The sequence below is a fragment of the Pseudoalteromonas maricaloris genome (assembly GCF_024746855.1).
In the GTDB taxonomy this organism is placed as follows: Bacteria; Pseudomonadota; Gammaproteobacteria; order Enterobacterales; family Alteromonadaceae; genus Pseudoalteromonas; species Pseudoalteromonas maricaloris.
In genome coordinates this window covers 3,007,107-3,022,343 of record NZ_CP024625.1, presented here as the reverse complement: position 1 = coordinate 3,022,343, position 15,237 = coordinate 3,007,107, and the positions used below count along the sequence as shown (strand labels likewise).

Genomic DNA, 15,237 nt, shown 5'->3' with positions numbered 1-15,237 from the left:
TGTGATGTCTAGTTGTCAAAAAGAAAAAATCGTTATTGTTGGTGCAGGACCTGCAGGCGTTAGCTGTGCAGCTGAGCTGGCTAAATATGGCATTACTAGCACCTTAGTTGATGAAGCACCAAAAATTGGTGGGGTGATCTATCGCGGGCCACTTCGACAAGCAAGTAAGCTTCCTCATTTAGATGAAAATCTTAAACGTTCGATGGCTGCACTAAAGGTACGCTACGAACATCATAAACAAGATATAACACTACAACTACAAACCAAAGTGCTTGGGCCTGAAGGCGAAAGCGGTTTGCTGGTGCAAACACAAAATCAGTTAACGCAAATAGATTACACCAAGTTGGTTCTGGCAACTGGTTGTCACGAGCGCAGTGTGCCATTTGAAGGATGGCAGTTACCTGGTGTGATGTTAATGGGCGGGATGCAACTTCAGCTTAAAAGTGGGTTAGTTCGACCAGGGAAAAAAGTGGCTTTAGTCGGAACAGGACCATTATTACCATTGGTTGCTTGCCAGTTACATAAATCCGGTGCACAAGTGGTTGGCGTATATGAAGCGAGTCGCTTTAGTGAACTGGCGAAAGAGACTGTGGCGCTGCTTAATAAACCTAAGCTTACGCTTTCGGGATTGAGTATGTTGGCGTATCTCAAAAAGCATAATATTCCATTCAAGTATGGCTATGGCATTGTGAAAGCAGAAGGCCAAGAAAAACTCTCCAGTGTTACCGTAGCGCCTTACGATGAGCATTGGCATGCGGACTTGTCAAAAGCACAGCATTTAGCCGTGGATAGTTTGGGAGTTGGCTATGGTTTTGTTGCCCGCACCCAGCTTGCCATGCTACTTGGGGTTTCTCATCAGTACACCACCACGAATGGTTATGTGCCTTTATTAGATGACAATTTACGCAGTAGCTTAAATTCAATTTTTGTCTGTGGTGATACCAATGGTTTGCTAGGCGCAGAAGCGGCTATCATTGAAGGAAAAATGGCCGCAACCATGCTTGCCTATGAGCAAGCCTGTTTAAGCGAAACGGCCTTCCACACGCGAATGCGCAAGCTCAAGACTAAGCGTAAGCAAGCACAGAAGTTTAGAGCAGGATTTGACCGCTTCTCGGCGCGACGAGAGGGGCTGCTAGCGTTAACCCAGCCAGATACTGTGGTGTGTCGCTGCGAACAAGTAAAGCGCCAGCAACTCGATTTAGCATTGCAACAAGGTGCAAAAGATTTATCTAGCGTGAAAATGAGAACCCGTATTGGCATGGGAGACTGCCAAGGGAAAATGTGCTCTAGCTATGCACTAGACCGACTGCACGCGGCAGGGCACTTAGATACATTGGGCGTGATAAGGCCAAGATTCCCACTTGACCCAATTCCATTTACTCTACTGGAGAAAAACCATGAAGCAGTATGATGTCATTATCGCAGGTGGCGGTGTAATTGGTGCTGCCTGTGCCTATTTTTTAAGCCGCGATACCAACCTAAAAATCGCGTTAGTGGATTTAAAAAAGCCGGGTAACGCGTCTCGTGCCTCTGCGGGTGGATTATGGGCAATTGGTGAGTCGGTTGGTCTTGGCTGTGGTGTGATCTTCTTCAAAACCTTGTCTAAGCTCCAAAGCGAAGGCGATACCGAAGCTGCAGAAACATTGCGGCCGCATCAATTACCAGAATGCTTTTTTGAACTTGCGCTCAAGTCAAACGAGTTATATCCAGCACTGCATGAAGAAATGCTGGCCAGACATGATGTCGACTTTAAGTTTGAACGTACCGGTCTTAAATTCATTATGTACAATCGCGATGATGAAATATATGCAGATAGCATAGTGTCTGGGATCCCTAATTTGTCTTCGCAGATCCGATGGTTAGACCAACAGCAATTACGTGCAGAGGAACCTTACATCACTCCAGATGCGATTGGTGCAATAGATTTTATTTGTGACCATCAGGTAAACCCATACCGATTAGTTGATGCGTATACTGAAGGTGCGCGCCAAAATGGTGTTGAGTTATTTCTGAATACTGAAGTGTTAGAGGTGCTGCGTGAAGGCAATAAGGTGATAGGCGTGAGGACGCAAGATCAAAGCCTGCATTGTGAGACCTTAATTAATGCCGCTGGTGCCTGGGCGGATGACATTTACCATCAGGCGACAGGTAAACACATGCCAGTTTACCCGGTTAAGGGTCAAATAGTGCTGTCTGAGCGCATGCCTAAAGTATTAAATGGTTGTATCAGTACCAGTGATTGCTACATTGCACAAAAGGACAACGGCGAGATTTTAATTGGCTCTTCAACGGAGGAAAAAGGTTTCGACACCACCAATAGTCTAGATAAAATCACTGAGTTGTCACAAGGTGCTATGAAGTGTCTACCCATTCTTAAAGAGTCGAGTATTAAACGTTGTTGGGCAGGGCTTAGACCCGGTACACCGGATGAGCTGCCAATTTTGGGCCCCGTTGATGGAGTGGAAGGTTACATTAATGCGTGTGGGCACTTTAGGACGGGGATTTTAATGTCGGCCATTACCGGCACGCTTATTACTGAACTCATGACAGGCAAACCTACCTCTGTTGATTTGGCTCCGTTTTGCGTTGAAAGGTTCGAATAAGCATTTGATTCTGTTGTCTTAATGGGATATATCTAGTTGCTGATGAATATTCCATTAAGGCAAGATAGACGGTGCAATTACGCAAGCCTAAAAAACTAAACCGAGGTGATACCCTTGCGATTGTATCACCTAGCTGGGGTGGCCCAGGTACATTTCCCCATATTTTTGAGCAAGGGTTAGCAAACCTGCGTTCGCTTGGTTTTAATATCGTTGAAATGTCGTCGGCTCGAACGGCTGCGGATGTGCTCTTTTCACAGCCACAATTACGTGCAAAAGATATTAATGATGCCTTTGCCGATCCGAATATAGCCGGGATAATTTCTTCTATTGGTGGTTCAGATTCCGCGCGGATCCTACCTTATTTAGATAAATCCGTTATCTTGAATAACCCTAAGTTTATGATGGGCTATTCTGACTTTTCCACGCTCACCACACTGCTGAACCAGTGGGGATTAGTCACCTTTAACGGCCCATCGATCATGGCTGGTTTCTCCCAGTACCACAATGCTAGTGCTGAGTATCAAGCCTATTTAGCGCAGGCGCTGCTAGGTGAAGTCCATTATCCAATATTCAACGCTTATTCTCATGGGTATCCTGAGTGGGCAATACCAGAAAACGTCGGTAAGCTGCATCCCGCTATTGCGACAAATGGTCCAAAAGTACTGCAAGGTACAGGGCAAGTGGAAGGGCGGCTATTTGGCGGCTGTTTTGAAGTGATGGAGATGCTAAAAGGCACTGAATACTGGCCATCGCCGTCATTTTGGCAAGACAAATTGCTATTTTTAGAAACCTCTGAGGATAAACCCAGTCAAGACTATATTCGCTTTTGGTTACGTAACTATGGGGTGATGGGAGTGTTTGAAAAAATATCCGGCTTAATGATTGGCCGTGCTCGGGATTACAGCGAGCGCGAGATGGCTGCGCTTGATGAGGTGATTTTATCGGTTGTACGTGATGAGTTTGGCTGTGACAGTTTACCCGTAATAACTCGGCTTGACTTTGGCCATACCGATCCGCAGTGGATTTTGCCGTTAGGAATACAGCATCGCTTGGATTTGGATAACTTCAGTCTAGATGCGAAAGAGCCGGTATTTGATTTGTTGTAGTGGTGTGATGAGGGAGGAAAACCGTGCTGAGAGCTTTTTTGGTGCTTGCAGGCAAATTTGCTGCTTTTGAGAGAAAAACTAGAACTCGCAGTGAATACTAATCCCCCTTTAGCACACCCGAAAAACATAACAGCTCGGCGGGTAAACCACCTCCCACAAAACTATCTGCACTGCTAATTAGGAGGCTATGCTGATAGTTTTTGCAACCCTTGCAAACAGCTTTATCGTAAAAATCGTAGAAGATCTCACAAGCAACTTATTCCCCCTCCATCACACCCGAAAAGCATAAGCCGATATGCAATGTGCCGACAGGATGTCGGCCAAGTCTTGTCTGGCATAGGGATGTGCCTTACAAGACGGTTGCACTATATCGGCTTAGGGTTTGAGGATTAAGTGTGATGCTGGGGCGACGTTTTCTTGGTTCGCTCGATCGCGTTGTTTCAAAAGAATGAACGAGAAGCGCATGGATGCGCTTTGATATCAGCCAAGGAGGGGATGTTTGATTATGGCTGCTTTGTAAAATCAAGTAGTTAACCTGCCTAATTGCTCAGGCTAGCGGCCTCTGTATGCGTAAAAAATATAATTGCTTATTAAGCCAAGTTTAGGTGTAATGAATACATAATAAGCGCTGAGCAATGCAGGGAAAGCTTACATAACACTAGCTAAACTGATTACACTAGCTAGGAAAGTGAAAGCCTCCAAAAAGCCTATTTTTTCTAAGTAAGCCATAGCATAAATAACACCAACTCTGACACATCGAGCAGGTAGCGGCTCAGTCCAACAAGCGATTGTGCAACACAAACTGCGTGTGGCATAAATACTAAAGTGTTATGCTCCAAGGAGAAATCATGGATATTCGCGATAAATTTAAAGCAAGAATTCAATACTCTATTCGAGAGTCTTATGAAATAGGTTATTCACCAATTAGGTTTGAATCTATGATTCAAGAAAGGCATCCAGTAGAGGTAGCGAAGACTTTAGTTTTATCTGGTGAAATTCAAACAGGTGTTAGAGAATTAAAAAGACTTAACAGGTTAGATCTTACAATTGAGAGCCTAATGTGTTTGCCAGAATTTAAAGTGTTGTTTACGTCTGACGAGTTAACGGCCGCAAAGTGGCGGTTAAAAGAAGCATAACAAAGTCGTCAACGCGGACAAAAAACTGTTGGCTGTTACGCTTCGCTTCACTTTTTAGCCAGCAATTTTTAGCCGGTTACAACGGCGTTATGTTTTTAATCAAATAAGGTTGTACTAATGGAAATAAGAGCAGGAAATCACAAGCTATATGAAAGGAACTTTTGCTTAAGTGAGGCACATCTTAGAAAAATTCACTCAGTTATGGAGGCATACTCTAAAAAATTAGAAGAGCCATCAGAAATACTAGTCCAAATAATTAGGAAAGATGATTCGTTTTATGAAACTGCGGATATCGAAACAATATTAATAGACGAAAATACTGAAGGAAAGTCGATAAAGTCCCTTTCAATGGAGATTGCCTCTAAAACAACAGGGGGCAATGATAAAACTACTAAAAGAGAAAACACAAAAGCTATAGTTGAATTTGACCTTGAAGGTAGCTCATATATCCGTATTGTAACTTCTCACAACTCTAGAGATTGGTGCTTTTTATTAGTGGATGAGTTAGATACACAAATCCAGCGAATTCTTAAAAATAAATCACGCTCATTTATTCCCAGTCGTATATTAGATGCTTCATTTGGAATTATTTTGATGATTGCATCCCTTTTTTGGTTTGCTCTACGGAAACAAAAAGAAAATATCGATATTGAAGCGTTATTTCTTAAAGGAACTGAAGATAAAATAAATTATCTAGTTAAGGAAATCGCAGAAAAAAATAATAATTCTAGCGATTTGTTTATTTTGCCAATTATGTTTACTGGAATATTGGTTTTCATTTTATTACTTGAATTTAAACCCTTAAGTAAGCTCCTTAAGCTCACTAATTTATCCGTTTTTTATTGGGGAGATATGATTTCAATTTATGATGCTTCTCTGCAAAAAAGGAGCCGTATAAAGTGGGGGGGATTGTTGCTTTTGTTGTATCTTTATCCGCATCTTTTGTATTCTCGTGGGTATCATAAAAACATAACACATATGAACCTTATCCGGTCAAGTAAGCATAACGATTCTTTTTATCTGCTTTAAGCAACTAATTTGTGTTGGCAACGCTTATGAATCATTGATGACACCCACCTCAAAGCAGAGGAAGTGAAGTATAACGAGGACACCCATAGTTACTTTTTAGGTTGGCTGTCTAAGCTAACATTCTTTCACCTTTTAAAACAGCAGCTTGTGTAAATTATTTATGAGTATCTAATCCAATAAAAGTTATGCTATGGTTATTCAGCTAGCGTCCAGTTTTTAGTATTGAACAGACTAATTATGGCTCTGGCTTTTTAAATTAACCCACGATGATGGAGGCAGCCTCGTGGGGAGTCATTATGTTTAGCACTACTAGGAGATATCGTGCATAAATCTATACCTTTTTTATTTCTAATTTTTACATTAGCTTCTTTTTCACTGAAAGCTGAAAATCATGAGTATGAGATCAATAAAGTCGAATATAAAAACTTAGTTGCAAACTTGTATTTACCTAAATCTGAAAAAAAAGTTCCTGTGGTTATTGCAATAGGTGGTTCTGAAGGAGGGATCAGTACAGGTGATGCTAATGGTAAAATGATTGCACCGCATGGGATCGCTGTACTAGGGTTGGCCTATTTTAAAGAAAAAGGGATTGCTCAGACTCTTGATCAAATACCCTTAGAATATTTTTTAAGTGCAATTGATTACCTTGAAACTGTTCCCTCAATAGATTCTTCAAAAATTGGCTTTGTTGGTGGTTCGAGGGGAGCTGAATTAGCGCTTTTATTAGCATCGAAGGAGCCACGTATCAAATCTGTTGTGGCAACAACTCCAAGCAAAGTAGCATGGTATGGAATGACCACAGCAAAGTCAGCGTGGACATTTAACGGAAAAGATATTCCTGCTTTAAAGTTGGAACTCGATGAAAATGCTCCTTTACTTAGTCGATTTGAAGCTGCATTGGAAAATAAAGAAAATGTAGCAAAATCACTATTTTCTTTCGAAAAGATAAATGGTCCAATATTATTGATTTCAGCAATAAACGATCAAGTTTGGCCCTCATTTCAAATGTCGAACGAGATAGAGGAATACCTTAAAAAACATAAGTTCAAACACTCTATCATACACAACGCATATCCGACTGGTCATGGCTTTAGTCAAGAGACGGCACCTGAAATTAAACAGTCAATAATTAATCATTTTTTGCGTACGTTATAGAAATAACGTGGAAATCCGTAGTTAATTTTTAGGTTGGGGAGTGAGGTTTAAATTAGAAATAAAGAGCTCTTCCGAAGTTCTGCACCAATTATAATTAACGGCGGCAACGCGTTTTAAAATCGAGCAATCGCATTTATCCAGATTAGCACTTGCTCAAATTAACATAAAAAAACCAGCGTACTGACGCTGGTTTTTTGGGTTACTTTTTCTTTTTAACCTTGGCGGCTTTCTTTTTCGCCTTGATTTTCACCGGATCTTTTTTCTTCTTCGGTGCTTTTGCTTCTTTATGTTTAGGTTCTAAGCCTTTAATTACACGGCGCTTAAGTTTTTGGTCGGTGTAACGCTCAACCTTACCTAAAATCTCAACATCGTGGGCTTCAACCAAGGAAACCGCGGTGCCTTTTTTACCAGCGCGGCCTGTACGACCAATGCGGTGTACATAAATATCTGCGGTGCGTGGCATATCAAAGTTAAATACGTGGCTGATATCCGCAACGTCGATACCACGGGCTGCAACATCTGTTGCCACTAAGATATTCGTCTTACCACTGTGAAAACTTGCCATCGCAGCCATGCGTTTGTCTTGTGGCATTTCACCACGTAGCCAAGTGGTTTTAATGCCTTTAGCAAATAGCTCACCAACGAGTGTTTCTAGGCGTTCACGTGTTTTTACGAAGATAACCGCTTTGGTTACTTCTTCGTCATCAAGCAGTTGTGCGAGCAAATTGACTTTGTGCTCGTAGTTATCTGCAAGATGAACCCACTGATGGATTTTACCTTTTTCTTTACGTGATGGAGTGGCTTCAAGTAGTGCTGGGTCTTGTAATATACGTTCAGCAAACTTCTCAACACTTTCGCCCTCAAGGGTTGCTGAGAACAAAAAGCATTGGCGACGGTTAACCGCTTCAGAGCAAATACGTAGCATTTCTTTTCGAAAGCCCATGTCTAGCATGCGGTCGGCTTCATCTAAGATCAGTAGCTCAACGTTTTCTGCGTGGAAGTTCTCAGTTTCAAGATATTCCATCAAACGACCAGGGGTTGCGATGAGGATATCATTGTTCTTTTCGAAGATTTCTTTGTGACTACCGTAATTAATACCGCCAGTTACCACGCCTATTTTAAGGTTAACACCTGCGGCAAGGAGTTCACATTGCTCGTGTATTTGATAGGCAAGTTCACGCGTTGGCGTCATGATAAGTACGCGGGCAAAGCCTGGCTCTTTGCGAGGAAAATCAAGCAAATACTGAATCGCAGGGATCAAGAATGCAGCGGTTTTACCCGTACCGGTTGGTGCGCTGGCGAGAATATCTCGGCCAATTAGCGCTTCAGGAATAGCCATCTGTTGAATGCTGGTGGGAGTATCGAAACCCATTTTTTTAATCGCACTAATCAGCTTGCTGTCTAAATCAAATTCAGTAAATTGCATATTGCATCACAAATAAAGGACAATAGCGGAATTATACGTTGCTATTGCATTTTCTCAAAGGTATAGGATGTCTCAGTTTGCATTTAAACAGTTTTCGGTGACTCAGCATCATGCAGCAATGAAGGTTTCGACGGATGGTATTTTGCTTGGCGCATGGGTTCCACTCGCTGAAGCCAACCGAGTTGTTGATGTCGGAACGGGAACTGGGCTTATCGCATTGATGTGTAAACAGCGAAGTCCAATGAGCACAGTCCATGCGGTTGAGCTTGATGACGATGCGTTAAAGGATGCAGAGTTTAATATCAAGCACAGCCCGTGGCCTGATATTGAGCTACATCGCTGTGCAATACAAGAGTTTGATAGCGAGCTGCGCTTTGACCTCATGGTATCAAACCCACCTTACTTCAACGCGAGTTTGAAAGGAGAAAATCAAGCGAGAAATAGAGCTAGACACACGGACAGCCTAAGTTTTGATGCGCTGCTTGATGCCTTCGAAAAGTTCACATCGGATGCTGGGCAACTTGCGGTAATTTTACCCTATCAAGAGAGTTTGCTCTTTTGTCAGCTTGCCAAAGCGCGAAATTGGTTTCTTGTTTCAAGCTGTGCGATTAAAACTACCCCGAGTAAATCTTACTCTCGCAGATTGCTACTGATAGGCAAACAAAGCATAGCACAACCAAGTCATGAGCAATCGTTGGTGATATACGATTTAGATAACCAATATACGAATGATTTTGTTTCTTTATGTCATGAGTTTTACCTAAAAATGTGATGGATATTTTTTGCTCGTATCGTGATTTATCTTCTACACTTTAGCTGAGAAATAGTCAGAATCATCGTGTCAAAAGTGCAGTCTGATTTACGTGTACTTAGCTGGTTTAATTCGCTTGTGTAGGTGTTCATGAAAAAAGCCGAGATCCCAAATAACGAAGAAAATCGTCTCAAAGCGCTGCGCGAATATAAGGTATTGGATACTGCTGCAGAAGCAAATCTTGATGAAATTACGCAGCTGGTGTCAGAGATCTGTGAAACGCCTATCGCGCTTATTAGCTTGATAGACACAAATCGCCAATGGTTTAAGTCTAAAGTGGGGCTGGAGGTGGATGAAACCCATCGAGATATCTCCTTTTGTTCTCATGCAATTTTGCAAGAAGATGTATTTGAGGTGCAAGACGCCCTAGAAGATGAGCGCTTTTTTGACAATCCACTGGTTACTGGTGGCCCGAAAATCCGCCATTACTCCGGTGCACCGCTGATTAGCTCAGGCGGCTATAAGGTAGGCACTATTTGCGCTATCAGTGATAAGCCCAAAAAACTCACCGATTTGCAAAGGAAAACACTCGCCACCTTGGGTCGTCAGGTAATTCGGCAACTTGAACTGCGCAGAGAAGTAAACGTACTTAAACTGCTCAATGATTCCAAAGACAATTTCTTATCTGATATCAGCCATGAACTGCACACCCAACTTAATGCCATCATTGGTTTTAATGATGTGGTACTCAACTCAGCTGAAGCTGAAGGGTTTTCTGAATCTACGACAAGCTACTTGCAAAATATAGAAACAGGGGGAAGTAAACTGCTTACTGTCATTGATTCCGTTTTAGAGCTTGAGCTCATTGAAGGTGAAAAAGTTCAATTTGAACCTATTCTTTGTTCATTACCCGATTTACTCAAACAGTCAGTTGCTCGCTTTGCCACTGAGGCAAAACAACACGATATTACTATTACGCACTCTATTGCTGGCGTCTACAAAGGCGAGGCTTTGATGCTCGATAAGGATAAAGTGTCGCGCGTTATAGAGACTTTACTCGACACTGCAATTCAGAGCAGCGAGGCTGGGCAAGAAGTGGTACTCAGAGCATATGTCATTGGTAATGAAATACAGTTTATTGTAAAAGATAGTGGTAAAGGCCTTTCAGCGCTTGAGCAAAGTAATCTGTTTGACCGTTTTAGTATGTTTGAGGGCAGAGGAAACTTAGGGGTTGGGTTAAGCCTATGTGTAACTAAAGCACTTATTGATATTATGGGGGGGCGGATCAGTGTCTCCAGTCAAGAGGGCGAAGGAACTGAGGTAGTGTTTATTATTCCGTGCCGAAGTGAAAGTGGAGTAAAAGTCGCTTCGCCACCAAAAACAGAGCATATCGCCATTTTCTATCATCAAATTGGTGTAATAGAAGACAATCCGCTTAATCAGCTACTGATCACTGCGATACTCGACAAACTGAATTGTAGTTTTGATATTTTCGAATCTGCTGAAGCCTATTTTGAAGTGGCAAAAGAAAAACACTTTGACATCATTTTTATGGATGTGAATCTTCCGGGTATGAGTGGTACAGAGGCCGCACATTTAATCAAACAAGAAAATTCAAGGTTACCGATCTTGGCGATAACCGCTGATATTTTCTTAACTCAAGCTCAAAATGAAGTTTTTGATAATGTGATCCATAAGCCGTACAAGCTATCTCAAATTGAGGCCGCATTGAGCCAGTTTTATAAGTAATAACACGGCCTTGAATTACATTAATTAGTATTAACGCTTACTACGCTAAATATCTAATTCGGCGTATTCCGTCATGATTTGCTCTATCCAAGTCGCGATACGCTCGTCGCTTTTGTCGTATTGACTGTCTTCATCTAATGCCAGACCAACAAACTGACTTTTATCTTCGGTCAGTGCTTTTGACGCTTCAAATTCATAGTCGTCTGAATTTGGCCAGTAGCCTAAAAAAGTGGCGCCTTGAGGGGCAATTTTTTCGTGTAGCATGCCGAGCGCATCTTGAAACCATTCACCATAACCTTGTTGGTCACCCATGCCGAATAGCGCTATCACTTTGTTGCTCAGATCAACGCTGTCGATATCGTCCCAGTGAGACTCCCAGTCTTCCTGAAGTTCGCCGAAGTCCCATGTGGAGATACCAAAAATGAGGAAGTCAAAATGCTCAGCTTGTTTTAGCGGCTCGTCCTTAATATTAAATAAGGTAATTGTGTCTTTGCCGATGATTTCTTGAATCTTTTCTGCGGCCATTTCTGTGTAACATGTTGTCGAGCCGTAAAATAACCCAATTTGCATTGTATTTATCACTTTCAATTTGACTGGTATTATAGGTGGCAAGTCTACATCATGACGTTAATAATTAATACAGGTACTCTGTGAGCGAACACCAAGCAACTTCCCATACACTGTCCGATCCGCAATATATAGAAGCCTTTTTAGATGCGCTATTTTTGGAGCAAGGGCTCAGTGAAAATACCATAGCAGCCTATCGCAGCGACCTTGAAAAGTTTCTCTTATTTATAAAAGCTGAAACCTCGGTGTCTTCTTTACTGGCAATCACAAGTCAGGACGTCGAGGCTTATTTGGCACACAGAATAGACAAGGGCTTAAAAGCAAAGAGTAACGCGCGAGCCATCAGTGCATTAAAGAGATTTTATTTATATTGGTTGCGAGAAAAACAAATCGCGCAGTCTCCACTGGATACTATTGCGCAACCTAAAACAACACCGTCGCTGCCAAAAACCTTGTCAGAGCAAGAAGTTGAGGCCTTGTTAAATGCTCCTGATTGTGACGACCCGATGGGACTGAGAGATAAGGCAATGCTCGAACTCTTGTATGCCACGGGGTTGCGCGTGACTGAGTTAGTCGGGCTAAGAATGGAGCAAGTCAACATGAGACAAGCTGTTGTACTTGTGCGGGGTAAGGGAGGCAAAGAACGCTTAGTGCCTATGGGTGAAGAAGCATTGCATTGGATTGAACAATTTCTCAAAAAAGGGCGGGGCTTAATGATCAAGCATGCTACCGATTTTGTCTTTCCATCTAAGCGCGGTATAGGTATGACGCGACAAACTTTTTGGCATCGCATAAAACACTATGCTATTTTGGCAGACGTTAAGTCGCCGTTATCGCCACATACGCTACGTCATGCTTTTGCAACACATTTATTGAATCATGGCGCTGACTTGCGAGTTGTGCAAATGATGCTTGGCCATAGCGACTTGTCGACGACTCAAATTTATACACATGTTGCCAGTGAACGTTTAAAAACATTGCACCAGCAGCATCACCCAAGAGCTTAATTTTTGTTGCTTGGGAATTATTTATGGTTACTCCGGTCTTAGTGAGTAGCACAAAGGGGCGCGTGAACCCCTCAAATAACAGGTTTAGAGAGAACATAATGAAAAAACTAATAGTTGCCGCTTCACTGGCATTGAGCTTTGGCGCTTTCGCTGAGCAAGTTGAGGGTCCTGTCGCACCAACAGCACAAGTAGACCCAATTACAACGCAATTTAGCGGATTAGGTATAACGGTTAAGCAAATCAAAGATAGTCCGCTTGCGGGCTTAAAAACAGTGATCACAGATAAAGGGGTACTGTATTCAAGTGCCGATGGTAAATACCTAATTCAGGGCACTATGATTGATCTTGATAACCGCCGTAATATCACCGAAGACGCGTTGAGTGATGTGCGCCAAAAAGGTATTGCTGAATACGAAGACTCAATGATCGTCTACAAAGCGGAAAATGAAAAGCATCAAATCACGGTATTCACAGACATTACTTGTGGCTACTGCCGCAAACTTCACCGTGAACTAGAAGATTACTTGGCAGCTGGTATTACCGTGAAATACCTAGCTTTCCCACGTGGTGGTTTGCGTGGTTCAGGCTATGAAGACTTAAAAAATGTATGGTGTGCAAAAGATGCTGCGGCGGCACTTACTGAGGCGAAAGCTGGTGGTGAAGTGAAACCAGTTGAAAACTGCCAAGCGCCAGTAGCCGAGCACTATCAACTAGGGCAAAGCTTTGGTATTTCAGGAACACCAGCGATCATTCTTGAAGATGGTTCAATGATCCCAGGTTATCAACCTGCAGCAGCTATCGCACAAATGCTAGACGCAAATAGCCCTAAGTCATAATGACTCACGCTTAGCGATGGAGTTCGCGTTGAGAACTCGATAAGATAGCAAGATAAAGAATACAAAAGGCCATTTAGGCCTTTTTTGTTTTGTGAAAAAGTATGCATACAGAAATTAAACCAAGAGAGCGGGTTGATGACAGCCATTTACCGGCTTCACTACATCCCGTGATCAAACAGCTTTATGCTGCCAGAGGGGTTAAATCGGTCGTTGAACTCGATAATAGCGCCGCAACCTTACACGATTTTAAATTATTTAAAGACATCGAGCTTGCAAGCCAAATTCTGGCTGAAGCACTTTCTTTGCAACAACAAGTGTTGATTGTTGGTGACTTTGACGCCGATGGCGCAACGAGCACCGCCGTGTTAATGGAGGGGTTGCCTCAGTTTGGTTTTCAGCGTGTGGATTACCTCGTGCCGGACAGATTTAGCTTAGGATACGGTCTAAGCCCTGCATTGGCCGAGCAAATCGTTGCCATAAAACCTGATTTGGTGATCACCGTAGATAACGGTATTTCCTGTATTCGCGGTGTCGAAATCGTGAAGCAGGCGGGTATTAAAGTGATTGTTACCGATCACCATTTACAAGGTGATGAGTTGCCGATTGCCGATGCCATTGTTAATCCAAATCGTCTTGACTGCGACTTTCCTTCAAAATCTATCGCGGGCGTTGGGGTTGCCTTTTATCTGCTGATAGCGCTGCGGCATTACTTACGGACGCAAAACTATTTTGTGGAACAAAATGTCGCGATGCCAAATTTGGCGACATTATTAGATATTGTTGCCCTAGGAACCGTGGCTGACGTTGTGGCTCTGGACGCGAATAACCGCACTTTGGTACACCAAGGGCTCGCCCGGATCCGCAGTGGTCAAACGCGACCAGGGATCCAAGCGCTTATCGAGGTTTCTAACCGTAATAATGCAAGATTAAGTGCCAGTGATTTTGGCTTTGCGTTAGCGCCAAGACTCAATGCCGCGGGGCGTCTTGACGATATGAGTTTAGGTATTGCTTGCTTGTTATCGAAAGACATTAACCAAGCCCGCCGTATTGCGTCTGAGCTTGATAGTCTAAATATAGAACGACGCGAGATTGAGCAAAGTATGCAGCAAGAGGCGCAAGCGGTATTGGAGCGTTTGGTACTTAAAAGCCAAGAAGTACCAGATGCCTTGTGTTTGTATCAAGATGATTGGCATCAAGGTGTGATAGGTATTCTGGCGGGACGCTTAAAAGAAAAGTATCACCGCCCGTGTATTATTTTTGCACAAGGCGACAACGGCGAGATAAAGGGCTCATGTCGTTCTATTGAAGGTCTACACATGCGCGACCTGCTGGAGTCAATCAATACCCAGCATCCAGAGTTAATTGTAAAATTCGGTGGTCATGCGATGGCAGCAGGATTGACCATTTTAGAGTCTGAATTTGCGCGGTTTAAACAGGTATTTGAACAAAACGTCAGTGCGACGCTGAGTGAAGAAGCAAAGCAAAGCATTCTGTTGACGGATGGTGAGCTGCCGGGCGATTGCTTTACCATGGATTTTGCTTTTGAACTACAGCAGGCAGGTCCGTGGGGGCAGCAATTTAGTGAGCCGGTATTTCAGGATGTATTTGAGTTGGTGCAGCAACGTATTGTTGGCGACAAACATCTAAAACTTGTGCTTAAGCATCGCTCGGGCCGATTGGTTGATGCGATAGCATTTAACGTTGACGTTCGGGCTTGGCCAAATCTCCAGGCAACCCATGCTTTATTTGCTTATCAATTAGATATTAATGAGTTTCGTGGTAAATATAATTTGCAGCTCATTGTGCGTGAACTTCAGGCGCAACCGAATTAATAGAGATGTGCGTACTGAGTTTGTTAAAAAACTCCCAAAA

13 protein-coding genes are annotated in these 15,237 nt (G+C 42.8%); 11 read left to right on the top strand and 2 right to left on the bottom strand.

Annotated features, from left to right (window positions below):
• Positions 1–4: 4 nt before the first annotated feature.
• From CTT31_RS13340 to CTT31_RS13315, 6 genes are all read left to right on the top strand, one after another.
• Positions 5–1,411 (top strand): FAD/NAD(P)-dependent oxidoreductase, encoded by a 1,407-nt coding sequence (locus CTT31_RS13340; RefSeq protein WP_211858284.1) that lies wholly within the window; start codon positions 5–7, stop codon positions 1,409–1,411.
• Positions 1,398–2,603, top strand: a complete 1,206-nt coding sequence (locus CTT31_RS13335) for an NAD(P)/FAD-dependent oxidoreductase (protein WP_260491428.1) — start codon at positions 1,398–1,400, stop codon at positions 2,601–2,603. Before CTT31_RS13340 ends, CTT31_RS13335 begins: the two co-directional genes overlap by 14 nt.
• A gap of 71 nt (positions 2,604–2,674) precedes the next feature.
• Positions 2,675–3,709: a S66 family peptidase gene (locus CTT31_RS13330; protein ID WP_260491427.1), complete on the top strand. Its 1,035-nt coding sequence runs from the start codon at positions 2,675–2,677 to the stop codon at positions 3,707–3,709.
• Between the two features lie 848 nt (positions 3,710–4,557).
• The gene (locus tag CTT31_RS13325) at positions 4,558–4,845 is read left to right on the top strand and encodes a hypothetical protein (RefSeq protein ID WP_211858280.1); all 288 of its coding nucleotides are present in this window, start codon (positions 4,558–4,560) and stop codon (positions 4,843–4,845) included.
• 117 nt (positions 4,846–4,962) lie between these two features.
• Entirely contained in the window at positions 4,963–5,874 is a 912-nt protein-coding gene (locus CTT31_RS13320) for a hypothetical protein (protein ID WP_260491426.1), read from the top strand.
• Positions 5,875–6,195: 321 nt separating this feature from the next.
• Positions 6,196–7,029: an alpha/beta hydrolase family protein gene (locus tag CTT31_RS13315; protein WP_211858279.1), complete on the top strand. Its 834-nt coding sequence runs from the start codon at positions 6,196–6,198 to the stop codon at positions 7,027–7,029.
• A gap of 199 nt (positions 7,030–7,228) precedes the next feature.
• Here the strand turns inward: CTT31_RS13315 and srmB are convergent, their stop codons facing one another.
• Positions 7,229–8,455, bottom strand: coding sequence for an ATP-dependent RNA helicase SrmB (gene srmB, locus CTT31_RS13310; protein ID WP_010606189.1), 1,227 nt, complete (start codon positions 8,453–8,455; stop codon positions 7,229–7,231).
• 67 nt (positions 8,456–8,522) lie between these two features.
• Here srmB and CTT31_RS13305 point away from each other — a divergent pair, with 67 nt between their 5' ends.
• Together CTT31_RS13305 and CTT31_RS13300 are read left to right on the top strand one after the other, a co-directional pair.
• Positions 8,523–9,227: a tRNA1(Val) (adenine(37)-N6)-methyltransferase gene (locus CTT31_RS13305; RefSeq protein WP_211858277.1), complete on the top strand. Its 705-nt coding sequence runs from the start codon at positions 8,523–8,525 to the stop codon at positions 9,225–9,227.
• Positions 9,228–9,356: 129 nt separating this feature from the next.
• The gene (locus CTT31_RS13300) at positions 9,357–10,955 is read left to right on the top strand and encodes a hybrid sensor histidine kinase/response regulator (RefSeq protein WP_211858275.1); all 1,599 of its coding nucleotides are present in this window, start codon (positions 9,357–9,359) and stop codon (positions 10,953–10,955) included.
• Positions 10,956–11,000: 45 nt separating this feature from the next.
• On the opposite strand, the gene fldB is transcribed toward CTT31_RS13300, so the two are convergent.
• Positions 11,001–11,525 carry a flavodoxin FldB gene (fldB, locus tag CTT31_RS13295; protein WP_211858272.1) on the bottom strand — a complete coding sequence of 175 codons (525 nt, stop codon included), beginning with the start codon at positions 11,523–11,525 and terminating at the stop codon, positions 11,001–11,003.
• A gap of 80 nt (positions 11,526–11,605) precedes the next feature.
• Here fldB and xerD point away from each other — a divergent pair, with 80 nt between their 5' ends.
• The 3 genes from xerD (at position 11,606) to recJ (ending at position 15,197) form a co-directional block, all read left to right on the top strand.
• Complete coding sequence (gene xerD, locus CTT31_RS13290; RefSeq protein WP_260491424.1) at positions 11,606–12,529, top strand: site-specific tyrosine recombinase XerD; 924 nt, start codon at positions 11,606–11,608, stop codon at positions 12,527–12,529.
• 98 nt (positions 12,530–12,627) lie between these two features.
• Positions 12,628–13,365 (top strand): bifunctional protein-disulfide isomerase/oxidoreductase DsbC, encoded by a 738-nt coding sequence (gene dsbC, locus CTT31_RS13285; protein WP_010375978.1) that lies wholly within the window; start codon positions 12,628–12,630, stop codon positions 13,363–13,365.
• A gap of 101 nt (positions 13,366–13,466) precedes the next feature.
• Positions 13,467–15,197 (top strand): single-stranded-DNA-specific exonuclease RecJ, encoded by a 1,731-nt coding sequence (gene recJ / locus CTT31_RS13280; protein ID WP_193522601.1) that lies wholly within the window; start codon positions 13,467–13,469, stop codon positions 15,195–15,197.
• The last annotated feature ends 40 nt before the right edge of the window (positions 15,198–15,237 follow it).